The organism is Pollutimonas rozaliensis (genome assembly GCF_048751585.1).
Lineage (GTDB): Bacteria > Pseudomonadota > Gammaproteobacteria > Burkholderiales > Burkholderiaceae_B.
In genome coordinates this window covers 342,568-367,136 of sequence record NZ_JAZHOB010000001.1, presented here as the reverse complement: position 1 = coordinate 367,136, position 24,569 = coordinate 342,568, and the positions used below count along the sequence as shown (strand labels likewise).

General features: G+C 59.2%; 30 protein-coding genes and 1 tRNA gene. 18 read left to right on the top strand and 13 right to left on the bottom strand.

Translation table 11 applies throughout. The features are described from left to right. Positions 1 to 35: 35 nt before the first annotated feature. From V0R37_RS01670 to V0R37_RS01655, 4 genes are all read left to right on the top strand, one after another. Positions 36 to 839 carry an EI24 domain-containing protein gene (locus V0R37_RS01670; RefSeq protein WP_420372830.1) on the top strand — a complete coding sequence of 268 codons (804 nt, stop codon included), beginning with the start codon at positions 36 to 38 and terminating at the stop codon, positions 837 to 839. Between the two features lie 18 nt (positions 840 to 857). Beyond that, positions 858 to 1,664 carry a competence/damage-inducible protein A gene (locus V0R37_RS01665; RefSeq protein WP_420372829.1) on the top strand — a complete coding sequence of 269 codons (807 nt, stop codon included), beginning with the start codon at positions 858 to 860 and terminating at the stop codon, positions 1,662 to 1,664. 64 nt (positions 1,665 to 1,728) lie between these two features. After that, positions 1,729 to 2,541, top strand: a complete 813-nt coding sequence (locus V0R37_RS01660) for an IclR family transcriptional regulator (protein ID WP_420372828.1) — start codon at positions 1,729 to 1,731, stop codon at positions 2,539 to 2,541. Positions 2,542 to 2,568: 27 nt separating this feature from the next. Beyond that, positions 2,569 to 3,408 (top strand): DMT family transporter, encoded by an 840-nt coding sequence (locus tag V0R37_RS01655; RefSeq protein ID WP_420372827.1) that lies wholly within the window; start codon positions 2,569 to 2,571, stop codon positions 3,406 to 3,408. Between the two features lie 7 nt (positions 3,409 to 3,415). On the opposite strand, the gene V0R37_RS01650 is transcribed toward V0R37_RS01655, so the two are convergent. After that, entirely contained in the window at positions 3,416 to 4,159 is a 744-nt protein-coding gene (locus V0R37_RS01650; protein ID WP_420372826.1) for an IclR family transcriptional regulator, read from the bottom strand. Between the two features lie 101 nt (positions 4,160 to 4,260). Between V0R37_RS01650 and V0R37_RS01645 the strand changes: the two genes are divergently transcribed. Genes V0R37_RS01645 through V0R37_RS01625 form a run of 5 tightly spaced genes read left to right on the top strand, consistent with a single transcriptional unit; the run spans position 4,261 to position 8,139 of the window. Next, a complete protein-coding gene (locus V0R37_RS01645; protein WP_420372825.1) occupies positions 4,261 to 5,436 on the top strand; it encodes a thiolase domain-containing protein in 1,176 nt (391 codons plus the stop codon). A 4-nt stretch (positions 5,437 to 5,440) separates the two neighbouring features. Continuing rightward, positions 5,441 to 5,839, top strand: coding sequence for a Zn-ribbon domain-containing OB-fold protein (locus V0R37_RS01640; RefSeq protein ID WP_420372824.1), 399 nt, complete (start codon positions 5,441 to 5,443; stop codon positions 5,837 to 5,839). Positions 5,840 to 5,846: 7 nt separating this feature from the next. Continuing rightward, complete coding sequence (locus V0R37_RS01635; RefSeq protein ID WP_420372823.1) at positions 5,847 to 6,512, top strand: 3-oxoacid CoA-transferase subunit A; 666 nt, start codon at positions 5,847 to 5,849, stop codon at positions 6,510 to 6,512. A gap of 3 nt (positions 6,513 to 6,515) precedes the next feature. Then, positions 6,516 to 7,166 carry a 3-oxoacid CoA-transferase subunit B gene (locus V0R37_RS01630; protein WP_420372822.1) on the top strand — a complete coding sequence of 217 codons (651 nt, stop codon included), beginning with the start codon at positions 6,516 to 6,518 and terminating at the stop codon, positions 7,164 to 7,166. Positions 7,167 to 7,170: 4 nt separating this feature from the next. Next, entirely contained in the window at positions 7,171 to 8,139 is a 969-nt protein-coding gene (locus V0R37_RS01625) for a Bug family tripartite tricarboxylate transporter substrate binding protein (RefSeq protein ID WP_420372821.1), read from the top strand. Between the two features lie 108 nt (positions 8,140 to 8,247). Here V0R37_RS01625 and V0R37_RS01620 read toward each other — a convergent pair whose 3' ends face one another. Continuing rightward, positions 8,248 to 9,228 carry a tripartite tricarboxylate transporter substrate binding protein BugD gene (locus tag V0R37_RS01620; protein ID WP_420372820.1) on the bottom strand — a complete coding sequence of 327 codons (981 nt, stop codon included), beginning with the start codon at positions 9,226 to 9,228 and terminating at the stop codon, positions 8,248 to 8,250. A gap of 345 nt (positions 9,229 to 9,573) precedes the next feature. Between V0R37_RS01620 and phaP the strand changes: the two genes are divergently transcribed. Beyond that, positions 9,574 to 10,158, top strand: coding sequence for a TIGR01841 family phasin (gene phaP, locus V0R37_RS01615; RefSeq protein WP_420372819.1), 585 nt, complete (start codon positions 9,574 to 9,576; stop codon positions 10,156 to 10,158). A gap of 132 nt (positions 10,159 to 10,290) precedes the next feature. On the opposite strand, the gene V0R37_RS01610 is transcribed toward phaP, so the two are convergent. The 6 genes from V0R37_RS01610 to V0R37_RS01585 form a co-directional block, all read right to left on the bottom strand. Beyond that, positions 10,291 to 11,328, bottom strand: coding sequence for a quinone-dependent dihydroorotate dehydrogenase (locus V0R37_RS01610; protein ID WP_420372818.1), 1,038 nt, complete (start codon positions 11,326 to 11,328; stop codon positions 10,291 to 10,293). A 7-nt stretch (positions 11,329 to 11,335) separates the two neighbouring features. Then, the gene (locus V0R37_RS01605) at positions 11,336 to 12,070 is read right to left on the bottom strand and encodes an arginyltransferase (protein WP_420372817.1); all 735 of its coding nucleotides are present in this window, start codon (positions 12,068 to 12,070) and stop codon (positions 11,336 to 11,338) included. 29 nt (positions 12,071 to 12,099) lie between these two features. Next, complete coding sequence (gene aat, locus V0R37_RS01600; RefSeq protein WP_420372816.1) at positions 12,100 to 12,852, bottom strand: leucyl/phenylalanyl-tRNA--protein transferase; 753 nt, start codon at positions 12,850 to 12,852, stop codon at positions 12,100 to 12,102. 12 nt (positions 12,853 to 12,864) lie between these two features. Further along, positions 12,865 to 13,452, bottom strand: coding sequence for an NUDIX hydrolase (locus V0R37_RS01595; RefSeq protein WP_420372815.1), 588 nt, complete (start codon positions 13,450 to 13,452; stop codon positions 12,865 to 12,867). Between the two features lie 57 nt (positions 13,453 to 13,509). Further along, positions 13,510 to 14,145 (bottom strand): DUF2946 family protein, encoded by a 636-nt coding sequence (locus tag V0R37_RS01590; protein ID WP_420372814.1) that lies wholly within the window; start codon positions 14,143 to 14,145, stop codon positions 13,510 to 13,512. Between the two features lie 109 nt (positions 14,146 to 14,254). Beyond that, positions 14,255 to 14,908, bottom strand: a complete 654-nt coding sequence (locus V0R37_RS01585; RefSeq protein ID WP_420372813.1) for a methionine ABC transporter permease — start codon at positions 14,906 to 14,908, stop codon at positions 14,255 to 14,257. Between the two features lie 250 nt (positions 14,909 to 15,158). On the opposite strand from V0R37_RS01585, the gene V0R37_RS01580 reads away from it, so the two are divergent. After that, positions 15,159 to 16,031 (top strand): DMT family transporter, encoded by an 873-nt coding sequence (locus V0R37_RS01580; protein WP_420373122.1) that lies wholly within the window; start codon positions 15,159 to 15,161, stop codon positions 16,029 to 16,031. Here the strand turns inward: V0R37_RS01580 and V0R37_RS01575 are convergent. Beyond that, on the bottom strand, positions 16,018 to 16,809 hold the full coding sequence (locus tag V0R37_RS01575) for an IclR family transcriptional regulator (protein ID WP_420372812.1): 792 nt from the start codon (positions 16,807 to 16,809) through the stop codon (positions 16,018 to 16,020). The genes V0R37_RS01580 and V0R37_RS01575 overlap by 14 nt on opposite strands. Positions 16,810 to 16,975: 166 nt before the next feature. Between V0R37_RS01575 and V0R37_RS01570 the strand changes: the two genes are divergently transcribed. The 7 genes from V0R37_RS01570 (at position 16,976) to V0R37_RS01540 (ending at position 21,935) form a co-directional block, all read left to right on the top strand. Further along, complete coding sequence (locus V0R37_RS01570) at positions 16,976 to 17,935, top strand: dipeptidase (protein WP_420372811.1); 960 nt, start codon at positions 16,976 to 16,978, stop codon at positions 17,933 to 17,935. Continuing rightward, positions 17,935 to 18,240 carry a YciI family protein gene (locus V0R37_RS01565; protein ID WP_420372810.1) on the top strand — a complete coding sequence of 102 codons (306 nt, stop codon included), beginning with the start codon at positions 17,935 to 17,937 and terminating at the stop codon, positions 18,238 to 18,240. Before V0R37_RS01570 ends, V0R37_RS01565 begins: the two co-directional genes overlap by 1 nt. Further along, on the top strand, positions 18,237 to 19,205 hold the full coding sequence (locus V0R37_RS01560; RefSeq protein ID WP_420372809.1) for a Bug family tripartite tricarboxylate transporter substrate binding protein: 969 nt from the start codon (positions 18,237 to 18,239) through the stop codon (positions 19,203 to 19,205). The genes V0R37_RS01565 and V0R37_RS01560 overlap by 4 nt, the downstream gene beginning before the upstream one ends. 48 nt (positions 19,206 to 19,253) lie before the next feature. Continuing rightward, the gene (locus tag V0R37_RS01555; RefSeq protein ID WP_420372808.1) at positions 19,254 to 19,622 is read left to right on the top strand and encodes an NIPSNAP family protein; all 369 of its coding nucleotides are present in this window, start codon (positions 19,254 to 19,256) and stop codon (positions 19,620 to 19,622) included. Continuing rightward, positions 19,612 to 20,646: a Bug family tripartite tricarboxylate transporter substrate binding protein gene (locus tag V0R37_RS01550; RefSeq protein ID WP_420372807.1), complete on the top strand. Its 1,035-nt coding sequence runs from the start codon at positions 19,612 to 19,614 to the stop codon at positions 20,644 to 20,646. The genes V0R37_RS01555 and V0R37_RS01550 overlap by 11 nt, the downstream gene beginning before the upstream one ends. Before the next feature lie 110 nt (positions 20,647 to 20,756). Beyond that, positions 20,757 to 21,482 carry an RraA family protein gene (locus V0R37_RS01545; RefSeq protein ID WP_420372806.1) on the top strand — a complete coding sequence of 242 codons (726 nt, stop codon included), beginning with the start codon at positions 20,757 to 20,759 and terminating at the stop codon, positions 21,480 to 21,482. Between the two features lie 69 nt (positions 21,483 to 21,551). Continuing rightward, the gene (locus tag V0R37_RS01540; RefSeq protein WP_420372805.1) at positions 21,552 to 21,935 is read left to right on the top strand and encodes a 5-carboxymethyl-2-hydroxymuconate Delta-isomerase; all 384 of its coding nucleotides are present in this window, start codon (positions 21,552 to 21,554) and stop codon (positions 21,933 to 21,935) included. 286 nt (positions 21,936 to 22,221) lie between these two features. Here the strand turns inward: V0R37_RS01540 and V0R37_RS01535 are convergent, their stop codons facing one another. The 4 genes from V0R37_RS01535 to V0R37_RS01520 all read right to left on the bottom strand — a co-directional run bounded on the left by V0R37_RS01535 (position 22,222) and on the right by V0R37_RS01520 (position 24,526). Next, positions 22,222 to 22,356: a glycine zipper domain-containing protein gene (locus V0R37_RS01535; RefSeq protein ID WP_420372804.1), complete on the bottom strand. Its 135-nt coding sequence runs from the start codon at positions 22,354 to 22,356 to the stop codon at positions 22,222 to 22,224. Between the two features lie 66 nt (positions 22,357 to 22,422). After that, positions 22,423 to 23,064: a carbonic anhydrase gene (locus V0R37_RS01530; RefSeq protein WP_420372803.1), complete on the bottom strand. Its 642-nt coding sequence runs from the start codon at positions 23,062 to 23,064 to the stop codon at positions 22,423 to 22,425. 179 nt (positions 23,065 to 23,243) lie between these two features. Further along, positions 23,244 to 23,317, bottom strand: a tRNA-Cys gene (locus V0R37_RS01525). Between the two features lie 48 nt (positions 23,318 to 23,365). After that, the gene (locus V0R37_RS01520) at positions 23,366 to 24,526 is read right to left on the bottom strand and encodes an MFS transporter (RefSeq protein ID WP_420372802.1); all 1,161 of its coding nucleotides are present in this window, start codon (positions 24,524 to 24,526) and stop codon (positions 23,366 to 23,368) included. Positions 24,527 to 24,569: the final 43 nt, after the last annotated feature.

Below are 24,569 nucleotides of genomic sequence, written 5' to 3'. Positions count from 1 at the left end.
ACTATGATAGTCGTGTCGTTATTTCAAGGTTACTTATGAGCGATTCCAAGCTTGCATTGCGCCCACTATCGTCGGGGCCGACAGGACTGTCGGCTGTAGGCCTGGCCTTCAAGCGCGCCCTGGTTTCACAGTGCCATCCCAAAATGCTGGCGGCGCTGTTCCTGCCTTTCATCATTGCGCTGCTGGGGGCCATTATATTGCTTTGGGCATTCTGGACTCCCCTGACCGGCTGGCTGAACATGCAGGCCGCCGATTGGGAAATCGTCAACGAAGTCGATCAGTGGTTGTTGGCGGTGGGCCTGTTCTCGATCAAGCTTTATCTCATTCCCCTGCTGGCCGTGGCCATACTGTTGCCGCTGTCCGGCATACTTGGACTGATCATTGCGGCCGTCTTCGTCATGCCCATCGTGTTGCGGCACCTGGAAAAGCGCGAATACCAGGGCATTTCGCGCCAGGGCCAGTTTTCCACGACGGTGGGCGCCTGGAACGCGATATGGGTAGGCGGGCTGTTCGCCATCGGCTGGCTCGCAACCATGCCCTTGTGGCTGGTGCCTCCGATGCCGGTGCTGCTCCCCATTTTCTGGTGGACGTTCGCGTTCACCCGCATGCTGCGGGTCGATGCGGTCATCGAGCACGCCAGCGCCCAGGAAAGGCGCATGATATGGCGCAGGCATAATCGGCAGCTCTGGCTGATCGGCTTCGTCCTGTCGCTGATCAATCTGTTTCCCCCCGCCTGGCTGGTACTGCCGGTATTCTCCGCGCTGGTGTACGCTCATTTCAGCCTGGAAGCGCTGCGGCAGTTGCGGGCGCATAATGTCATCGATCCCAAAACGGAATAATAAGCAAAGGACGTGAAAATGAGTGTAGCGACAGCACCCAGACTGCGGTTGATCATTGTTGGCGACGAAATCCTGTCGGGTCGCCGCCAGGACAAGCATTTTTCAAAAATGGTCGAACTGCTGTCCCAGCGGGGCATGCAGCTGGGCGGCGCGGAATTCATTTCCGACGAACGCGAGACCATTGCCGCGACCCTGGCGCGCAGCTTCGCCACCGACGACGTGGTGTTCTGCTGCGGCGGCATAGGCGCCACGCCCGATGACCAGACCCGCCAGGCCGCCGCGCAGGCTTTGGGTGTCGAACTGGAGCTCCACCCCGAAGCGGCCCGCCTTATCGCCGAGCGCTGCGCCGACAACGAACGCCGCGGCCAAGGCAGCGGCGATATGTCCTTGCCCGAGAATCAGCAGCGCTTGCAAATGGGCGTGTTTCCGGTTGGCGCCGAAATCGTGCCAAATCCCTATAACAAGATTCCGGGCTTTTTCATCAGGAATCATACTTTCATGCCGGGCTTTCCAGTCATGGCCTGGCCCATGATGGAGTGGACGCTGGATACGCGCTATCGCCAGTTCCATCACGCGGTGACCCGCATCGAGCATTCCTTCCTGGCTTTCAAGCTGCCTGAATCGCGTATTACGCCGGCCCTCGAGGAACTGGAGAAGCGTTGGCCGGGCATCAAGGCGTTCAGCCTGCCCAGCATGGGCGAGACCGGCCATCCGCATATCGACCTGGGTGTAAAGGGCGAGCCCAAGGCCGCCGCTGAGGCCCTGGCTTATCTTCGCGCCGAAGTCGTCCGGGTCGGAGGCCAGCTCAATCCCCCGGAAAAATAAGGCTTGCCAAGCCGACGGTTTTTTTCATATTATGGAATTGTTGCGTTGCGTCAAAATTAAGACTATGCCACGATCCTCCTTGCTCCCCTCCGGCTTCAACGGCACTCCAGCCATCCACGATTCACCCATTGCCATCCAGGTGCTCGAGCGCGCCATGTCGCTGCTCGACGTATTGGCAAAACGGTCCGATCCGGTGCCGCTGAAGGATCTGGCCGCCGCCACGGGCCTGCACACCTCGACCACCCACCGCATATTGAACGATCTCGTCGTGGGCCGCTATGTCGAGCGGGTCGATAGCGGCTTGTATCAGTTGGGCATGCGTCTGCTGGAGCTCGGATCGTTGGTCAAGGGTCGGCTCAATGTGCGGGAAGTGGCCCTGGAGCCCATGCGCGAACTCCACAAGCTGACGGGCCAGACCATCAATCTATCGCTGCAGCAGGGCGATGAAATCGTCTACATAGAACGGGCATGGAGCGAGCGCTCGGGCATGCAAGTGGTCCGCGCGATAGGGGGGCGGGCGCCTTTGCATCTTACATCCACCGGAAAATTATTCCTGTCCGTCAGCGATCCGCGCCAAGTCAAGGCCTATGCCATGCGTACGGGCCTTGCGGGCACCACCCGCAACAGCATCACGCAAACAGACCAGCTTGAGCGCGACCTGGCTCAGGTTCGCCGCCACGGCTACTCGCGCGATAACGAAGAGCTGGAATTGGGCGTGCGCTGCATTGCGGCCGGCGTATACGATGACAGCGGCAAGCTGCAGGCGGGCTTGTCGATATCCGCTCCGGCCGAACGCATGCGCGATGAATGGATACCCATTTTGCTGCGCACAGCGGCGCAGATATCCGAAGCGCTGGGCTACGAAGCCGATCACTAAGGGCCGCAGCGGCCGCGGGGTTTAATTGTGCGCGTATCACTGCTGACGTGCTTGACCATGCTGGCCTTTGCCGGCAATTCCATACTCTGCCGCCTGGCGCTAAAGGAAGGGCATATCGATCCCCTGGCCTTCACCGTGCTGAGGCTGGCCAGCGGAGCCCTGGTATTGGCTTTGCTTGCCTGGTTCCGCAGCACTCCGGCTCAACGGGCCGGCAATTGGCCGGGAAGCATCGCCTTGTTCCTGTACGCGGTCGCCTTCTCCCTGGCCTATGTCGGCATGGAGGCAGGCACCGGCGCATTATTGCTGTTCGCCGCGGTGCAACTGACCATGCTGCTTTACGGCATGGCGAAAGGCGAGCGGCTGACGGCGCTGTCCCTGTTGGGCTTGCTTATCAGCATTGGAGGGCTTGTTTACCTGTTGCTGCCCGGCAGCGCCGCGCCGCCGCTCGGTAGCGCCACGCTCATGGTCGTCGCGGGTATTGCATGGGGCGCGTATTCCCTCTTGGGCAAGAACGCCGCAAGCCCGCTTGCAACAACCGCCGGCAATTTTGCACGGGCCGTCCCCTTGAGCCTGATCTGCGCCGCGCCGTTCATCGCCACCCTGCAATGGGATGCGCTGGGCGTGCTGTACGCCGTATTGTCGGGCGCGGTGGCTTCCGGCCTGGGCTACGCCATCTGGTACGACGTCATGAAGCATCTGTCGGTATTGAAGGCCAGCACGGTGCAATTGACCGTGCCGATACTCAGCGCGCTGGCCGGCGTGGCTTTCTTGAACGAGGCCATGACGCTGCGTCTTATGCTTGCCTGCGCGGCCGTGCTGGGCGGCATTGGCCTGGTTTTGGCGAGCAGGCAGCGCTTGCGGAGCTGATAGCCTTTCAGGGTCGATAGGGCGAAATTCCGCCAAGATCCTCCGAAAGCTCGAAGGCGGTACGTTTCATTTCCGGAACCAGCTCTTCGACCATGCTTTCATTGAAGCGATACAGCGGAATCACGACTGAGATGGCTCCCAGCAGCCCGGTGCCTCTGGAAAAGACGGGACATGCAATCGCTGCGCTTTCCGGGTCACGCTCGCCCTTAGTCACCGCATAGCCCAGCCGGCGAATCGTCTCGTAGCGTTCCCCCGGAGCCGCCTCGCCAATTGCGCGGATAACATGGCCCGCGGCCCCGACATCAAGCGAAAACTGCTTCCCTTCGACGACGTGCAGGCGTACCGCTCTATGCGGTTGTACGTGATGCAGGCAGACCCGCTGATCGCCCTCTCTTACATACAATCCGGCGCATTCGCCTGAAACAGACACCAATTGTCTTAAGCGCGGCAGCACGTAATCGGCCAGGTTGAAAGACCTGCGGTACATCTCGCTAAGAATCAACACCCGGGGTCCGACGACATACCGTCCATCCGCCAGGCGCTTGACGAAGCCGGCCAATATCAGCGATTCCAGCAAGCGAAGGATAGTGCTTTCATATAGCCCGGTTTCGGTCGCCAGCATGGAAAGAGTAAGGCCGTCTTCCGATGATTCAAACGCCCCGAGAATTTGCAGGGCTCGATTCACAGCCGCCACACCTTCTTTTTTGGCGGGTTCAGCAAGGGTTTTCCCTTGTATTTTTTCTTTTTTCATAATAATAGAATTCGTTTCTGAAATATTTATTTAATAGAAATAGATTCTATTAAATCCGCAAGATTGCCTGTTGGCAACAAGAATAATCTGGAACTTCATTCATGGCCAATAGCCACCGGAACAAGGCCTGCATTATCGGCGCTTACGAGCATCCGACGCGCCACGCACCGCATACGACCGTTGCACGGTTGCACGCGGACGTGGCGATAGGGGCGATAGAAGACGCGGGGATAGGCAAAAACGACATTGACGGGTTTTTCTGTTCGGGCGATGCGCCGGGAATGGGGCCGACCTCTCTGGTCGAATATCTGAACCTCCAGACAAAATATGTCGATTCGACCGATGTCGGAGGAGCATCCTATCTGAATCTGGTCAATCATGCGGTCCGGGCCATTCAACAGGGAAAATGTTCCGTGGCCTTGGTGACCCTGGCCGGCCGGCCCTTGAGCGAAGGCGTTGCCACGGGGCTCAGGCCCAAGGTGCGGAACCCGAACCAGCCGGATTACCCGTGGGAGCAGCCTTATGGCATGGCCAACGTGGCGGGCTATGCCATGTGTGCGATGCGGCACATGCACGAATACGGCACCACCAGAGAGCAGCTTGCAATGATCAAGGTCGCTGCGTCCCATCATGCGCAACATAATCCCAACGCGAAGCTGCGCAAGAGGCTCAGCGTGGAGGATGTGCTGGGTTCGCCCGTGATCGCCGATCCTTTGACCCGGTCGGATTGCTGCGTCATAACCGATGGCGGGGGAGCGGTGATTGTCGCCCGGCCAGAGATCGCCCGCGGCCTGAACAGGCCGGTCGTGCGTGTCAGGGCTGCGGGAGAAACGGTAAAGCATCAGAGCGGAGGTTACATCGACCTGACTTATTCAGGCGCCGCCTGGTCCGGCGCGGCCGCCTTCGAGGAAGCCGGCGTTGCGCCTTGCGATATCCAATATGCGTCGATATACGACAGTTTCACCATCACTGTGCTGATGCTGCTTGAAGACCTTGGCTTTTGCAAAAAGGGAGAGGGCGGACGCTTCGTGCAGGACGGCAACCTGATTTCGGGCATAGGAAAACTTCCTTTCAATACCGACGGCGGCGGCCTTTGCAACAACCATCCCGCCAATCGCGGCGGCATGACCAAAATCATAGAGGCCGTAAGGCAGTTGCGGGGCGAAGCGCACCCCGCCGTGCAAGTACCTGGCTGCGAGCTCGCGCTGGTGCAGGGAATAGGGGGGATGCTGGCGACGCGGCATGGAAGCAGCACATTAATCCTTGAGCGGGAGTAAGAGCATGAGTCTGATCGAAAGAGAATATGCGGCGCCTATCGTCGACGAGGATTCAGGTCCTTTTTGGCAAGCCGCCAGCCAGGGCAGGTTCCTTCTCAAATACTGCAATGCTTGCGAAAAGCCGCATTGGTATCCGCGGCCCAGATGCCCATTCTGCCTGAGCGACGACACCGTGTGGAGAGAAGCCGCCGGTACGGGCGTGATCTATTCATACAGCGTCGTAAGGCGAGCCGCCCAGCCTTATGTCGTGGCGTTCGTGTCGGTCGACGAAGGTCCCAGCATTTTGACAAATATCGTGGATTGCGATGTTGATACGGTTCATATCGGCATGAAGGTCGCAGCGGCGTTTCGCCCAACCGATGGTGAGGCGATTCTTGTTTTTCGGCCAGTGGAAAAAGGATAGCAGGGACATGATGGATAAAACGATCTCTTCATTTGCTAAAGCAGTGGAGGATATACATGACGGAGCATCGATGATGATTTCCGGATTCGGGGGGGCTGGCCTGCCTTTCCACCTTATTGAAGCCGTGCTGGAAACAGGCGTGAAAGAGTTGACGGTCATCAGCAATAACGCCGGCAGCAAAGGCCTGGGTATTGCAAAGCTCGTCAAGGCGGGCCGGGTTCGAAAAGTGGTTTGCTCCTTTCCGCGCCAGCCTGGTTCGGATGATTTCGACCAAATATACAGGCAAGGAAAGCTTGAGCTCGAACTGGTTCCTCAAGGAACGCTGGCCGAACGCATCCGCGCCGGCGGCGCCGGAATTGGCGGGTTCTTTACGCCGACCGGTGTGGGAACAGAGCTTACGGCGGGAAAAGAGATCCGGATCATCAATGGCGTCGAACAGGTCCTGGAATACGGCCTGACTGCCGACTTTGCGTTGATCAAGGGCAATCTGGCGGATCGGTGGGGCAATCTGACCTATCGGGGTACCGCCCGAAATTTCGGACCTGTCATGGCGACAGCGGCACGATGCACCATTGCGCAGGTCAGCCATGTCGTTCCCCTGGGCGATATTTCGCCTGAGCATGTTGTTACGCCGGGTATTTTTGTTGACCGGGTTGTGGTTTCAGGAAGGTGATGCATGACAAAAAATTATGTACCGAGGACGCCCGAGCAGGTGGCCAGGCGGGTTGTTGAAGATATACACGACGGAGCGTACGTGAACCTGGGCATTGGCCGTCCCATGCTTGTGTCGAACTGCCTGCCGCCGGATAAGGAAATTATCCTGCACAGCGAAAACGGCGTCTTGGGGATGGGTGAGATCGCCAAGGGGAACGACGTCGATCCCGACTACGTCAATGCGGGAAAGCAATCCATCCTGCTCAGAAAAGGGGCGGCGCTATTCCACCATGCCGATTCGTTTTCGATGATACGGGGCGGCCACATCGATATTTGCATACTCGGTGCGTTCCAGGTGTCTGAAAGGGGTGATCTGGCGAACTGGCGGACCATGGACGCGACCGCGATTCCCGCCGTCGGTGGAGCCATGGATCTGGCCAAAGGCGCGAAGCAGGTATTCATCATGATGGAGCACTTGACCAAGGATGGGCAATCAAAACTGGTCAAGAATTGCTCCTACCCGCTCACGGCGGCGGGAGTGGTAAAGAGGGTTTACACCGACCTTGCAACATTGGAAATCGGTAAAAACGGTTTCAAGGTCATCGACAAAGTGGCAGGACTTTCACATAACGAACTGGAGACTATCTCCGGCTTGACCATACAGGAGACGTAATTTCATGCAATCTTGGACTACCAAAAAGATAATCGCGGCGATTTCGCTCGGGCTTGCGGGGAGCATCGCATCCGCGGCTTATCCCGAGAGGCCCATAACCATGGTCGTGGGCTTTTCGCCGGGCGGAACGGGTGATAGCACAGCAAGGATATTGGCGGAATCGATGGGGCCATTGCTTGGTCAGTCGATCGTTGTTGAAAATAAAGCCGGAGCCAATGGAAATATCGCCACATCATTCGTATCGCGCGCCGCTCCGGATGGGTACACGCTATTTGTGACGTCGATCGGGCACGCCGTGAATCCCGCCATGTACAAAAACGTCACCTACGATCCCGTCAAGGACTTCACCCCCATCGGGAAGGTGCTGACCGCGCCTAACGTCATGGTGGTTCCCAAAAGCTCACCATTCAATAACGTTAAAGAGCTGATCGACTATGCGAAAAAGAATCCCGGCATGTTGAATGTCGCCTCATCGGGAATCGGCACGTCGGTGCATTTGTCGGCGGAGCTCTTCAAGCAGCTGGCGGGTGTGGATGTCACGCATGTTCCTTACAAGGGTACCGGAACAGCCATGCCCGACCTGCTTGCGGGCACCACGCAACTGATGTTTCCGAATCTGCCCAGCGCCTTGCCGCACGTCAAACGGGGCGATCTGAAGGCGTTCGGCGTTACAACGAAGCAGCGCTCGAGCGCGGCGCAGGATATTCCCACCCTTGCCGAGGCAGGTGTTCCCAACTACGACATGTCGACCTGGTACGGGATGATCGGGCCCGCCGGCATGGACAAGGATGTCGTCGCGCGCTTGAATGAGGTATTGCAGAAAGTGCTGAACGACCCATCGGTTCGGGCAAGGCTGAATTCGCAAGGGGCCGATCCCGCGCCCGGCAGCCCTGAAGAGTTCGGTGCCTTTGTGGCCCAGGAGACCGAAAAGTGGGCCAAGCTCGTCAAGGAATCGAAGCTGGAGATCAATTGATATAGAGGAACCACGTTGCGGGGCATTGCATAGTGCCCCAGCGCGGTCCAAATGGAAAAACCGCCCGGACTTCAGATGGAAGCCGGGCGGTTTTTTGTTGATGGCGGATTATTGAGGCTGCAGCCCGGCCTTCTTGAACAGCGCGGCCCATTGCGGTACCTGCTGGTCCACTTTCTTGGTGAGCGATTCCGGATTGGCTTCCGCGGTCAGCACGGTGGCGCCCAGGCCGGCCATGCGTTTCTGGAAGTCGGGATTGGCCAAGCCGGCCTGCAATGCCGAAACCAGCTTGTCGACGACGGGCTTGGGTGTGCCCTTGGGTACCCACATGCCGTGCCAGATGCCGACTTCAAAGTCCTTGAAGCCCGATTCCTGCATGGTGGGCAGGTCGGGAAGCGTCGGTACGCGCTGTTTGCTGGTGACCGCATAGGCCTTCACCGTGCCGGCCTTGATATGCTGGGTGGTGTTGGTGGTTTGGTCGCACATGACATCCACTTGCTTGCCGAGCAGGTCGTTCATGGCCGGGCCCGTACCCTTGTAGGGAATGGTCAGCAGATCGACGCCGATGGCGTTGGTGAACATGGTGCCGCAAAGATGGCTGGCGGCCCCGATGCCGGCATTGGCCAACGACACCTTGTCTTTATTGGCCTTCAGGTATTCGACCAGTTCCTTGATGTTGTTGGGCGGGAAATCGGCACGCGCAATGATGGTCATGGGCACGTCGACAACCAGGCCAATGGGCTGGAAGCTGGTATTGGGATTGTAGCCGGGGTCCTTGTACAGGGAAGGGGCGGTCGAGAAGCCGATGTGCATCAACAAGAAGTTATAGCCGTCCGGCTTGGCGCGCGCCACCTGGCTGGTGCCAATGGTGCCGCCGGCGCCGGCCTTGTTTTCCACCACTACGGTTTGGCCCAGGGTGGGGCGCATGGCCTCGGCCAGCGAACGCGCCACGTTGTCGGTGGGGCCGCCCGCGGAGAACGGTACAACCATGTTTATGGTGTGGTCCGGATAGTCGGCAGCCTGCGCGGCCCCCGCGCTAAGCAGAGTACTAAGGAACAGGGCCGAGCCGATCTTCAGGGTGGAATGCTTCATTGAATCTCCCTTCGCTTTTGGCAAAGTAAAAAAGTGGTTAGCAAATGTGTGGATAGAAACGCATACTAGGCCAAAAGAAATAGCTTGTCGCCTAGGTTTACCCCTTATAAGTAACCCTGTCCCCTATGCAGGCTTTCCTTTTTCCCTGTAATTGAAGCTGATTGTTGCGTTGCAGCAAAAAATGCTTGACTCCCCCTTTCAATCAGGTAGAATTTGTTTTGTGCAGTGCAGCATAGAAGGTTTTCACAGGTGTGTGGTGATTTGCTTAGCCTTCTTTATTTTTACGCCCGGGTGACCCCCGGATATTACGAATCGCGTCAACGGTTCACTTATAAAGGAAACATCATGAGCGCAATCCCCCAACACGTTCTGGCCGGCCAAAAAGCCTCGCTGGACAACCTGCTTGCCATTCAAGGCACCTTTTTCGGCGGTTTTGAAAAGCTGGTGGACCTGAACCTGAAGGTCATCAAGGCCACACTGGACGAAGTCGCCCAGAAATCGCAGCAAGCCATCGAGGTCAAGGACGCCCAGGAAGCATTGGCATTCACCTCCGGTCTGGTGCAGCCGAACGCTGAAAAAGCCTTGGCCTACAGCAAGCACGTCTACGATATCGTATCCGGTGTGCAGGTCGACCTGTCCAAGCTGACCGAAGAGCAGATCGCTCAGGGCCAGCAACAGGTATCCGACGCCATCGATCAGATTTCCAAGAATGCGCCCACGGGCTCCGAAGGCGCCGTCGCCTTGCTGAAGTCTTCATTGGCTACCGCCAACAGCGCCTACGAATCGGTTTCCAAGGCCACCCGCCAGGCGGTCGACGCAGCCGAGTCCAACCTGAACGCCGCCACCAATGCGACATTCAAGGCCGCTACCGACGCCGCCGAGGCCGCCACCAAGTCGGCTCCTCGCGCGCGCCGCGCCACCGCCGCCTGATTGCAGGCCGGTCGGCATGAGCCGATAAGGCTGCCGGCTTCGGCGATACGCCGCCGGCGGTCCGGCCGGATGCGGTAAAAACAAAGCCCCGGGGATCCTTCCCTGGGGCTTTTCTTTGTGCGGCGCCGCTGATTATCCCAGCGCGCGCACGCATTCCCCGATAAGGGCGGGGCCTCGGTAGATCAGGCCGGTATACAACTGGATGGCATTCGCGCCCGCGGCGGTCTTCTCTTGGGCCTGCTTGCCCGACACCACGCCGCCCACGCCGATGATGGGAAAGGCAATGCCCAATTGTCCGCGCAGGCGCTCGATCACCCGTAGCGACAGTGCATGCACGGGCGGCCCCGACAAGCCGCCTGTTTCGCCGGCGTGAGGCAGGCCGCGAACGGATTCGCGCGAAAGTGTCGTGTTCGTGGCGATAACGCCATCCACCCCGTAGCGCGGCAATAAGGCGGCGATGATGTCGATCTGCTCGATATCCAGGTCGGGCGCTATCTTGACGACCATGGGCACGTGCCGGCCATGCAGGTCGGCCAAGGCCTTGCGTTTTTCCTGCAGCGGCGCCAGCAGGCCGGTCAGCTCTTCCTGGCCTTGCAGCGCGCGCAGGTTCTGCGTATTGGGCGACGAGATATTGACCGTGACGTAGTCGGCGTGGGGGTACACCCCTTCCAGGCCGATCAGGTAATCGTCCACAGCCCGCTCGATAGGCGTGGCGGCGTTCTTGCCGATATTCAGTCCAAGTATGCCGCCGTGGTTGCGCCATTCGCTTTTGCGCACGTTAGCGATGAAGGCATCCAGCCCCTTGTTGTTGAAGCCCAGGCGATTGATCAGGGCCTCGGCGCGCGGCAGACGGAACATGCGTGGCTTGGGGTTGCCCGGCTGGGGTTTTGGGGTGACCGTGCCCACTTCCACAAAGCCGAAGCCCAAATTGCCCAGCGCGTCGATGTGCGCGCCGTTCTTGTCCAGGCCGGCTGCCAGTCCGATGGGATTGCGAAACGATAAGCCCATGAGGCGGCATGGCTTTTCCGGCCGCGAGGCCATAAGGCCACGGGTCAGGCGGCAGTCGTAGGCCTTTTGCAGGGACGAAAGCGTCAATTCGTGGGCGGTTTCGGCATCCAGCGAAAACAGCGCGGAGCGGGCCAGCGGATAGGAGTTGAATAAAAGAGACATGATGGGGTCAGGGGATGGTGCCTTCGGGCTCGGCCCAGATGCCGTTACGCAATATCTGGAAGGGTTTGTAGGACGACTTATAGGACATTTTACGGCTTTGCCGGATCCAGTAGCCCAGGTAAAGCCAGGGCAGGTCCAACTGGCGGCACTGCTCCAGTTGCCACAGGATGCCGTAGGTTCCCAAGCTGCCGTGGGCCTCTGGGTCGAAGAAGGTGTACACCGACGAAAATCCGCTATCCAGAATGTCGATCATGGAGATCATCTGCAATGCGCCCGACGGCAGGCGAAACTCGACCAGCCGGGAATCGACTCGGCTGGTAAGCAGGAATTGCGTGTATTGGGCCTGGCTGTCTTCGTCCATGCCCGCGCCGGGATGGCGGGCCAGTTGATAGCGCTGATAAAGCTCGAAGTGCTCGGCGCTCCAGTGCAGCGGCAGGGTGTGCGTAATCAGCCCGTTGTGCCGGTTCCAGGTTTTGCGCTGGGTGCGATTGCGCTGGAAGCGCTGCGTGTCTATGCGTATGGGAAGGCAGGCTTGGCAGGCATCGCAATGGGGGCGATAGGTGAACAGGCCGCTGCGGCGAAAGCCCTGTTCCACCAGCTCGGAATACGTTTCGGCATCGATAAGATGGGTGGGGGCGGCAACCTGCGATCTGGCATCCAGCTCCGGCAGATAGCTGCAGGGATACGCGGCAGTGGAGTAGAACTGCAGTGTCTTGAATCCCGGCTCGGTCGGATGGCTCATGGCTTAACTCGATGACGCTATGCAGGTCATTATTGCTTCATTTGTTCCAGAGGTGCAAGCTGGCCGGATCCCAGGATCTGTCCAGGCGGCCAGTCGGGCGCCTCGTGGCGCAGCGCGGCATCCAGCAGGGCCAGAAAATCCCGGCGGGTCATAGCCCGCGCGCCCAGGCTGGACAAATGGCCGGTTTGCTGTTGGCAATCGATGTGCCTGATGCCGCGCATCAGCAGGAAATTGGCCAGGTAGGCCAATGCCAGCTTGCTGGCATCGCTGGCCAGGCTGAACATCGACTCGCCAAAAAAGAAATGGCCCAGGCAGACTCCGTACAATCCGCCGGCCAGGCGGCCGTCTATCCATGTCTCGATGCTATGCGCCGCACCAGCCTTGTGCCAGGCGGTATAGGCGGCCTGTATGGCTGGCGATATCCAGGTGGCATGCCGACCGCCGCGAACCGCGGCGCACGCGGCGATGACCTGGGGAAATGCCATGTCGGTGGTGATGCGTATCCGGGCATCGGGGCTCTGTTCGGCACGGGCCGTCTGGCGCAGCTTCTTTCTGAGTGAATGCGACGCCTTGAAATCTTCGCAGGCAAGGACCATGCGCGGATCCGGGCTCCACCACAAGACGGGCTCGCCCTGGTTGAACCACGGAAAAATACCTTGGCTGTACGCTTCGGTCAGGCGCGGGATGGACAGACGGCCGCCCGCCGCCAGCAAGCCTTCGGGCAGTGCCGAGTCGGGGTGGGGAAAGGGCGCGGCATCATCCAGCCAGATCAAGCTTGCCACGGGGATACCTGCTTATTTCGGGAACGGATCGGGAATGTCGTAATGGTGGAAGGGGAACACGCCGGTCTTGCAGTCGGCGACATAATGCTCCAGGGTGGTAATGATCGTGCGGAAAGCCAATTCGGACCAGGGGATATCGTCCACGCTGAAGAAAGCGGCTTCGAGGCTTTCAGGGCCGGGATACAGTTCTTCGCTAAGCACTTGGGCAAGATAGAAGAAATGCACCTGCTCCGCGTGCGGCACGTCGATCACGGTGTATAGCTGGCCAAGCTCAATCTGCGCACCCGCCTCTTCCTGCGTTTCCCGCATGGCGCCCTGGGCGGTAGTTTCGCCCAGTTCCATGAAGCCCGCCGGCAGAGTCCATGTGTTGTACCTGGGCTCTATGGCGCGGCGGCACAGCAGGATCTTGCCTTCCCATACAGGCAGCACACCCACTACATTGCGTGGATTCTGATAATGCACCGCTCCGCAGCTGTTGCACACGGCCCGCATGCGGTTGTCGTCGGGGGGAATGCAAAGGGCGATGGGCGTGCCGCACTGGCTGCAGAATTTCTGCGTGCGCGGAGCGGGAAAATAGAAATTGGGGGCGTGCGATGTCATGGAGTGATTCTAACCAAATCACGCATCCATGTCGGCGCGGCACGGCACCTTCAGGTTTCACGCGGCACGCGGACGGGGTACGAAACCCAGGATGTCCGGAATGGCCTCGGCCGGGCAGAAACGCAGCTCGACCGGCGGACCATGGGCATCAATCCATTTCACCAGCAAGGCTTCGCCGCCGGCCCCGCCCTGCGCTTCGAGCCGCTCCAGCATGGCCTTGCCATCCGGCGTGAACAGCGACGCCAAGACCGGCTCCAGGTCGCGTCCGGCGATCAGCGCGGGTCCGTGCTCGGTTTGCGCGTACAGTTTTCCATCATCATCCAGCCACCAGCCCCGCGGCTCATCGACGGTCAGGCCGTTATGGGTGCGCAAGCGCGGACCGCCCGCGCCTTCCTGTGTCGTGTGCAGGATGTAGGGGGCGGCATCGAGCCGCACATAAACCCGTTGCGGGCCGTTCTGGAAATACCATTGCCCCGCTTCATCGGCGGCATAGTTCCGGCCGATGAAGGCAAGGATGGGAGGACTGCTTATGACTTCGCCCGGGCGCAAGCCATTGCCCGCGGCATCGAGCGGAACAAGCGCATCGCCTTGCGGGTGCAGTCGCCATTCGCCGCGTTCGGTAAGGGACAGCCACCCGAAAACATCGGGCACATCGGGCCAGCGCGCCATCGCGGCTATTACGTTTTCATCCATGCTTTCTTTTGCCGAGCTTTACGGTACAAGAAGTATAGGGCGCCAGCGGGGCGGGTGCGCAAGAGGACCGGCCCGCGAATCCGCGCCGGCCGCAATGGCCGCCCCGGCGCTAGCGGCGGTCCAGATGCTGCGCCAGGGCATTGCCCAGCGAATGCGCCGCTTCGGCCAGTATCACCAGGGCCAGCACAACCAGCAGCATGGCCTCGGGCAGGAATTCCCGGTAGCCATAACGAATGCCCAGGTCGCCCAGGCCCACGCCGCCGATTGCTCCCGCCATGGCGGAATAACCGACCAGGCTGGCCAGGGCCAGGCCCAGCGCCGCCGCGATACCCGCCGATGCCTCGGGCAGCAAGATCCTGCAAATGATCTGCCAGGGCCGGGCGCCCAGAGTCAGGGCGGACTCCAGGAGACTGCGATCCACGCCGCGCAAGGCGGTTTCCACGCGTCGCGCGACAAGCGGGGCGGCAATGATGGACAACGGAATAATGCTTGCGCCCAGTCCTATCGCCTGGCCAAACAGTTCGTGGACCAGCGGGATGGCAATGACCAGAAGAATAATGGAAGGGACGCTGCGCAGGCCGTCCAGCGCCAGCCCGACGGCGCCGGGCAGCCGCAACAGGGGCAGGGGGCTGCCGCGGCCGGCCAGGTAAAGCGCAAGCCCCAGGGGTATGCCGATTGACGATGCCGCAAGGCCGGATGCGACGACCATCACCAGCGTTTCGCCGAACGACGTAACGAATAGCTCCATCATGGCCGACGACATGGCTGTGCTCCTTTCAACATCCCCGCAAATTGTAAGAGCGGTCCTCGTACATCCGAAGTACATTTTCGGCTGAGCGACATAGCTGAAAGTAATATTGCCCGCCGCCTCGGCATGTATCATGTCGCCATCTCATGCAGCCGCTGACAGTTTTAGTTTCGAGGGTCTTTTGAGCCATTCTCCCAATACGCGCCCGGATGCGAGCCTCTTCAGCAACCGCAAAGTGGTGATCTTGCTGGCCACCCTGTGTTGCATGTTGTGGGGCAGTGCGTATCCCGCCATCAAGAATGGCTACGAACTTTTCGACATCGCGACGGACGATATAGCGGGCAAGATGGTGTTTGCAGGCTATCGCTTTCTTTGCGCCGGACTGGTGCTGCTGGCCATGGGCCGTTTTGGAGGACGCCCCATTGCGGGCTTGGGCGGCCGGCGCATCGGCCAGCTGACTTTGTTGGGCCTGGCCCAGACGGCATTGCAATACGTGTTTTTCTACGTCGGCCTCAGCTACACCACAGGTGTCAAGGCCTCCATTCTGAATGCGACCGGCACCTTCTTCAGCGTATTGCTGGCGCATTTCATCTACAAGAACGATCGCCTGAGCCACAACCGGATTCTGGGTTGCCTGACCGGTTTCGTAGGCGTCATGGTCGTCAACCTGGACACGCGCGGGCTGGATTTCCAGTTCACCCTTCTGGGCGAGGGCTGCATCGTGATCGCCGCTCTCGTTCTGTCCGCCGCCTCCATCTATGGCAAGAAAATCTCGCAGACGATGGATGCCGTGGTCATGACAGGCTATCAACTTGCCATAGGCGGCTTCGCGCTGCTTCTATTCGGATACGGCACCGGTGGAACATTGACGGGCTTCACATGGGCCTCATCGGCCATGCTGGCCTATCTGGTGGTCCTGTCGGCCGCCGCTTTTTCCCTATGGAGCATTTTGCTCAAGTACAACCCGGTGGGCGTGGTCACCATTTTCAATTTCCTGATTCCGATATTCGGCGCGGTGTTGTCGGCTGTGTTCCTGGACGAAAGCATTCTGGAATGGAAGAACGCGATTGCGCTGGCGCTGGTTTGCATCGGCATATGGAGAGTCACGGCGGAGAATCCTTCCATCAGGAATGGATAATGCGGCGGGCGGGAGCGTTGCCTTTCCGCCCGGCGGCCGCAATACGCTGCTCGATTCGCGAAGAATGGGTTTGCAGCACGGCCAGCAATTCGGGCAGGCGTTCCGGCGTAATCCGTTCCTTGATGGCTGCCAGGCTAAGAGCCGCCACGACCCGTCCCTGGGAATCGCGTATCGGTACGCCCAAACCTCGCACCTCGGGCAGTACAAAGCCGTTGCTCAGCGCATAGCGGGCTTTCCGCGCCTTGTCCACTGCCTGTCGAATAGCCGCCAGGGTGGAGGCATGATAGGCGCTCAAGCTGTGCTTGATCGCCTCGTATACCGTCTGTTGTTCAGCTTCGTCGAGCGAGGCCAGCAAAACGACGCCTCCGGCTCCTACGCCCAGAGGCCTGCGGTTGCCGACATCTATCGTGAAAGCCTTGACCGGATAAGAGCCTGACTGACGGTCCAGGCAAATGACGTCGTAGCCCGACCGGACACTGAGAAAGCTCGTGTCGCCCGTCCGTTGGGCGACCTCCACCATGTGGTCGCTGCATAGTTCACGCAAGTCATAAGCCTGGTGCCCCGCGGACCATCCCAGTACCGATATCTCCTGGCCCAAGGTATAGCGCTTGTCGTCGTCCTGGGCCACGAAGCCATGCTGGCGAAGGGTATCGAGTATGCGATGGACGGTCGGCTTTGTCAGGCCCGATTCCCGTTGAAGGTCGATCAGGCGTTTGCCCTGGGCGCTGGAACCGACCAGGCGTAACAGTTCGATCGCGCGGCTAATGGATTGTGTCATGGATTCAGGTCTTCACAATGGTCTGTAATGTGGAACATTATGCCAATAAATTGACTGGTGGTTAGCAACTAAATAGTATTTGCTATGTTTCAGATATCGTAATGTGGACCATTTTGATATCTGTCTGGCAAGCACCCCACCTTTTTCCCGGCAAGGATCCCACTACATGTTTAAGGTTTTCGATTTGTTGAACGGAGCGAAGATGACGGCGGAATACGCCGAGGCGTCGCTGAAACAGGGAGTTGCGGCGGTTCATATAACGCTGAACAATTATCGGGGGATCAATCCGGTTCCCGACCTCAGGCATTCCCTTAACGAGCTGGCCGCTTATCGTCGGCATCTGGCAAGCTTGAGCGATCTTGTTTATCCCATAGAGACTTTCAATGATTTCGCTCACGCCGAGAAAGTAGGCAAGCTGGGAGTGGTGCTGGGCTACCAGAACGTGCCTGGCGTCGAGCGCGATCTGGCGCTGATGGAGCTTTTCCACGGCTTGGGCGTGCGCGTCATCCAGATTGCCCATAACATCCGCAACTTGTATGGCGACGGCTGCGCCGAGCCGGCCAATGCGGGCCTGTCGTCGCTTGGCCGGGATATGGTTGCCGTTCTTAACGATTTGGGTATCGTCATAGACCTGTCGCATGTCGGCGACCGGAGTTCGCTCGATATCCTGGATTTGTCCTCCCAGCCGGTGGCCATAACTCATGCGAACGCCTATTCACTATGCGCAAACGCGCGCAATAAAAGCGACGCCGTTCTGGATGGCTTGAAGGCAAACGGCGGGGTGCTGGGCGTGACCTACCTTCCACCGCTCGTGCTGTTGCCCGGGCAGAAGAAGCCTGCCGCCGCCGATGTGGCCGCGCATATCGCCTATGCGGTCAAGCGCATGGGCGCCGGCCATGTGGGCATCGGTTCCGACTTCATTACCGGCCAGCCCCCCGAGCGCTATCAGGAATTCATGCGCAAGCCGGAGGTATACGGAACCTGGCCCTGGCTCTACCCCATCAACGATCTCAAGGAACAGCAGGACTTCCTGGCGTCACTGACGGATATCGGCCTTTCGAAAGCGGAGATCGAAGGGATGGCCTGCGGCAACTTCCTTCGCCTGTTCCAGGCTGTCATGAAGTGATGGCCGATATGCGAAGCCTGTACCTGATTTATGCCGAGGATGTTTCCGAAAGCGAAGCCATCCGAGCGCCATTGCGCGAAGAGCACATCAAGCGCCGAGCGCTTTTGCACGAGGCGGGCCGGGTCGTCGTTTCGGGGCCTCTTGTGAGCAGTGATGCCGACGCCGCGTATTCCGGCAGTCTGATGGTGGCGGAGTTTGCTTCTCTGGACGAGGCTCGCCAGTGGGCGATGGGCGATCCCTACGTGCAAGGCGGCGTTTACAAGAACATTGTCGTTAAACGGATCAATACCCATTTCCTGAAATGAAAATACTTAAACTCATTGCGTGCGCCGCGATTGCGGTCTCGGCCATTTCAGGGCCGGTTTACGCGGCTTATCCGGACAGGCCTGTCAAGATCGTCGTGGGATTCGCCGCCGGCGGCCCCGCGGATATTACGGCTCGGCTGGCGGCGAAGATTCTGTCCGGCAAGTTGGGTCAGCAGTTCGTCATCGAGAACAAGGCGGGTGCCGGCGGTGGCATCGCAACGGCTCAGGTCCTGAAGGCGGCACCAGACGGATACACCTTGCTGCTGGCCGCATTCGCCGATGTGCTCAACCCGATCATGAATACCCGGCTTCCGTATCGCTTGTCCCGGGACTTTACGCCTGTCACCCGAATTACCGGAGTAGGAAATGTCCTGGTAATCCATCCCAGCTTGCCGGTAAGCAGCGTTGCGGAACTGATCGCGTATGGAAAAGCGCATCCCGCGGAGCTCAATTACGGATCCGCCGGTGTCGGGTCGGCCAGCCACCTTGCCGGGGAATTATTCGCTTCGCTTGCTGGAGTCAAGGCCACTCATATTCCCTATCGGGGTACGGCCCAGGCCCAGGTAGCCTCTCAGCAAGGCTCCGTGCAGTTCATGTTCGATAGCCTGATCAGTGCGTTGCCCAATTACAAGGCGGGCAAGGTACGCGCATTGGCGGTAACCACCTCGCAGCGTTCGCCCGGCGCACCGGAGATCCCGACTGTCGCGGAACAGGGTCTGCCGACTTATGACTTGACTTCGTGGTTTGGCCTGGCCGCCCCGGCGGGAACGCCCCAAGTTGTCGTCGACACGCTGGCGCAGGCATTGCGCGAAGGCTTGAAGGACCAAGAAGCCAAGCAGGCGCTGCTTACCTTGGGAGGCCTGCCCGACGACATGTCGCCCGGCGACTTTGGCCGCTATATCCGGGCGGAGGAAGACAGATGGGCCGCATTGTTTGATCAGGGCCTCATCAAGATCGAAAAATGATTCCGCTCGACGTCCTCCCCTGACTTCATCATATTTGCAGGAGCCGCCTTGATAGTCGAAGAACGCCGATATACGTTTTTTCCCGGCAAGCTGCAGGTATTCCTGCACCTGTATGCGCAGGAAGGCATGAAGGTGCAAAGAAGGTATTTGCGGCATCTTTTGGGGTACTACGTTTCGGAGATCGGCCAGCTTAATCAGATTACCGCCTTGTGGGGCTACCCATCGCTAAGGGAGCGCGAGGAGTGGCGTGAGGCGCTGTTCGCCGATCCAGCCTGGATTGCCTTTGTGGACAAAGTCCGGCCGCTGATGACGAACCAGGAGTGCCGGCTGCTGAAACCGGCGCCATTTTTCAAGGACGATCTGTCAGCTTTTTTGTCCGCACAAAATTCAAATGGAGGAAACAACAATGTCTTGTAAATTTCAATATGAAACGCCTGCGCGGCGTGCGTCGGGCCTCTTGTGCCGCAGCCTGTTGACGCTAATGCTCGGCTTGGGTTTGCCGGCAATCGGTACCGCGGCTGAAAGCGTCGACGCATTTCCCAGCAAGCCCATCAAACTGGTTGTGCCATTCTCCGCCGGCGGCGGCATAGACATGATGGCGCGCATTGCCGCGCAGAAAATGAGCGAGTATCTGGGGCAGAACATAGTCGTCCAGAATCAGGGCGGAGGGGGCGGGGTCGTAGCCTCCCGCGGCGCCGTGCAGGCTCCACCCGACGGCTACAACCTGATTTTCCATTCGGTTTCATCGGCCGTGGTGAACGCCACGGTGGACAGGAATCTGGGTTACGACCCAATAGGCGGATTTACCCCCGTTTCGCTGGTCGCGCAGTTTCCCCTGGTCATGATCATAGATCCCAATCTGCCCGCCAAGAACATGGCGGAATTCATTGCGCTGCTCAAGGCCAATCCCAAGCAATACAGCTATGGTTCTTCGGGCATAGGCAGCGGGATCCATCTGGCCGCCGAGCTGTTTCGCAAGCTTGCCGGCGTCGAAATCCAGCATGTGCCCTATAAAGGCACCTCGTCGGCCTTGGCGGACGTCCTGGGCGGCCGCCTGGCCATGCTCATCGATGGCGTTCCGCCCGAGATGGGAAATATCCGCGCAGGCAAAGTCAGGGCGCTGGCCGTCACGACCACCGAGCGATCCGAGGTGCTGCCCGACGTGCCCACCATGGCCGAAGCGGGGCTTGCCGGCTATGACATTCCGTTTTGGGTAGCCATATATGCGCCTGCGGGCACACCCAAGCCCATTGTCGACAAGCTCTCCAAAGCGGTGTCGTATGCGATGCACGATCCCGAGGCGGTTGCCCGCCTGAAGGCGGCGGGCGCTGTCGGGGTCGGCTCCTCTCCCGAGGAGCTCGACGCCTTCTGGAAAAAGCAGCTGGCGCTGTACAGCGACTTGGTGAAGTCGTCGGGAATAGACCTCGACAGCAATAGATAGTTCAGGGCTGCACCGTCCCCGGCAATGCCGGCGCAGCTCCATGGCCTCCATCAGGACTGTGGAATGAAACCTTCCTTTTTACCTTTAATTTTGAACTCAATTGAACTGAAATGATGGAAAAGAAACTTACCGGAAAGATTGCGCGCGAACGCATACGCCTTATGGAAACACCCCGGCCTCAGCCTGGCCTGATAGAAGGATTCAAGGCCCTGGGCGACGCCACCGGCATCGTCTCCGACATTATGGACAGTCTTGGAATTACGGGCGCTATTGGAGCATCGGTGTTGAAGCCCACTATCTCGGGCACCAGCATCGTAGGGCCGGCGCTTACGGTACGCAATATCGTCCAGCGCGAGCATCCCTATGAAACGGGCAAGGCCAACGTCAATAAAATGGCCGAATTCGAGGCGCATAATTTGGCGTCAGGCGGCGATGTGGTCGTGATCCAGGGCGTCGCGGGAGTGTCCAATATGGGCGGCATATCCGCTCAGACCGGAAAAAGACAGGGAGAGGCGGGCGCCATTGTCTCGGGCGGAATTCGCGATGTGCCGCATTCGCGCAGCGTGGGCTATCCGCTATGGGCCAGTGAAATTACGCCGCTTACAGGAAAATCGCGACTTGAAACTGTGGAAATCAACGGCGACATCGAAATCTGCGGAGTGCGTGTTTCGCCGGGAGATATCGTCATAGCGGACGACACCGGCGTGTGTTTCGTGCCGCGCGGCCGGGCTGAAGAAGTGTTGAAGCTGGCGGCCGTAAAGCATGCCCAGGAAACCAAAAAATGCGCGGCCCTGGATGCGGGAACGCCGGTTGCCGATCTGCCCAAGAATGCTTGAGATTATGCTGGGTCGCCCATGTTGCGCTTGGCGGGGCCGAACCCTTGACTTCAACGCGATGGATTGCATATGCCTCACATCATTGTCGAATACTCCCGAAACATCGAGGCTATTCAGCCCATGGAAGGATTGCTAAGGGCGATCCATGAAGCGGCGATCGTATCAGGGGTATTCGAGACCCAGGCGATCAGAACGCGCGGTGAGCCCCGCGATGCCTTTCTGATTGCCGATCTGAAAAACCCGCATGCCGGCTTTGTGCATATCACGGCTAGGATACGTCCCGGCAGGAGCCGGGACATGCAGCAGCGGTTGGGGGAAGGGTTGCTGAAGGCGGCGGAGGAATATTTTCGCGGCGCCGCCTACGTCCATCCATTGGCCTTGAATGTTGAAATTCACGAGCTGCCGCCGATAAGGTTCGGTTCTCGCCTTAATCAGGCCGATCAGATGGGCTGAGCGGCTCCGGCTATACCGGTTCGAACATGGTGTCCGCACCGCAAGAACTGGTGTGCCGCAGCCAGGCCGCACCGCATGCCGTGCAGCGGTAGCGCCGCTCGAGTATGCCCTCCCAGTGGACAGGAGGGTGTACTTTTTCCAGCAACATCAGGGCATGCGGTTGTCTTGGTCCCGCACTCAAGGAAAGCTTACGGCAAATTGCGCAAAGAGGGATGGATTCCGCGAAGTGCATGCAAGCAGGGTATTGCATGCCGGGCGGGCCATCTATAGTGCAATTGGTCTACGCTCATTTCCGCAGGGCAAGCGACAGGGCGATCCCGATGGCTATGCCAATGCCGATTCCGCCCACGATATTGTCCATGGCGGTGCCTATGGCAACGCCTATGGCGACTCCGATGGCTATCGTTGATCCTGATTTCACGAAACCACGATAACACCTGGGGGCGGGCGTCGTAAACGCTGCGATTGGCCCCGCCCGGGAACGCTGTTATTGGGTTTCGCTGTATGGGGCAAAACGCCCGGTGATCGGATCGCGAATAAAAAGCACGCCGGTGCCAACGCCAAAATAAGCGCCATGCAAGGTCAGCGATCCCTCTTCAACGGCATCGCGGACCGCGGGGAAAGTCATCAGGTTCTCCAGGCTGTAGTCGACCACCGCCCATTCCAGCTGCCTGATCCAGCTTTGCCGGTCTTCGGTGGGAGGCCCCACGCGTTGGGCCACCGGTGCGATTTGCGACATCCATTTGCCGATGAAATCGCGCTTGGTCAGTGGGGCGGCATTGTTGGCATAGGCCGCAACGCCGCCACAGCTGGCATGGCCAAGCACAACGATATGCTTGACCTTCAGCGCATTGACGCCGAACTCGATGGCGGCGCTGGTGCCGTGAAACGAAGTTTCGGTGTCGGATTCGCAGGGTGGGACAAGGTTGGCAATATTGCGTATTACAAATATCTCGCCGGGGTCCGCGTCAAAGATGGTTTCGGGGGCAACGCGGGAATCGCCGCAGCCAATGACCATGATTTCCGGGTGCTGCCCAGATTTGGCGAGTTCTTCGTAGCGTTCCCGCTCACGGGCGAGGCGGCCGTTTAAAAATGATTGATATCCGGAGGTTAGCCTGGATGGAAACACGTATAGTTCCTTTTGTTATTTGAGGCTCATGAATTTTACGCCTATACGGCGGCAAGGCAACGCCCGGGACAAATGAAAAGCAAGGCGGAGAATGCAAAAAGCCCGCGCGATGGCGGGCTGACAGGCTTTTTTTCGTAGCGGAAAATTGTTATGAATTAGCCTGGGACTTGTTCAAATACTGGAGGCGCAACTCGGAATCGAACCGGGGTACACGGATTTGCAATCCGCTGCATAACCACTCTGCCATTGCGCCGTATCAGCTGTAGCTAAGCCCATAAGTATACCATGTGTTTCCTTTGCCCTAGGGGGCCGGGGTTCTGGGCAATTGACTGACGATTATCATGGTGACTATGGCGGTGGCGGCCATGACGCCCAGCAGCATGGTGAAGCCCGCCTGCTTGACGATAGGTCCGATCAGCCACACCGCAAGCGAACTGGCCCCAAGGGAAACTGCCAGGCGCATGCCCGAAACCCGTGAGCGCATGCTGTCGTCGACGAAGCGCACGATCATGGCATCGATGAAAGGAATGGCGCCGAACACGGCCGCCATGAACAGGAACTGCAGGAAATAGAAAGCCCAGCCGTCCAGGGCTATGGACGCCGCAAGCAACACCGCTTGCGTGGCAATGATGGATAGATACAGCTTCTTGAGCGCGATCTTGTCGAGCAGGTGGCCGACGATCAATTGCGCCGCGGATGCAACGGCATAGATGATGGCCAGCAGCAGGCCGATCTGGGCGGGATCCTGGGAAATCCGCTGCAGGCGATCAGCCAGCAGTTCGTAATTGCTATTGGTCGAGAAGTTGAACAGCAGGCTGCTGCTGGTGGCCGCCATGGTCATGATCAGGAACAGCTTGGCCATGGAAATGCCGGGCAGGGCTACGGTGGTGGTTTTCTTCTTGGCGGGGGGCGTGGTTTCGCGCGACGCGAGCCATGCAAAAAGCACCCCGCAGACCAGGCTGACGATGCCAGGCACCAGGAAGGCCATGCGCCATCCAAAGTATTTCACCAGCAGGCCCGTGATCATCGCCGCAAGCGCGACGCCCAGATTGCCGGCCAAGCCATTGACCCCGATGATCCATCCAGGCCGCGTGGCTCCCTGGACCAGCATCGGAATGCCCACCGGATGGTAGATGGAGGCGAAGCACCCCAGCAGAGCCAGCGCCAGTGCCATCTGTACGGGAGACCCGGCGGCGCTGACCAGGATGGCCGAAGCCCCCATGCCGAAGAAGAAAAGGATCATCATCGGCCGGCGTCCCCAGTGGTCGCCCAGCTTGCCTGCGGGCAGCGATCCGATTCCGAAGAAAAAGAAGGCCGCCACGCTGTAAGGCATGAGATCCTCCCAGCGCTGCGCGCCGAAATCCGCCGCAATGCTGGTGACGGCGGTGGCGAATATAAGCAGGAACATATGGTCGATGGCGTGACCGATGTTCAGCAGAAGTTGTGTTGGCCGATTGTTCATGCCCGGATTATCCGCTAGGATGGCCAAATCATCTTGCTCCAGA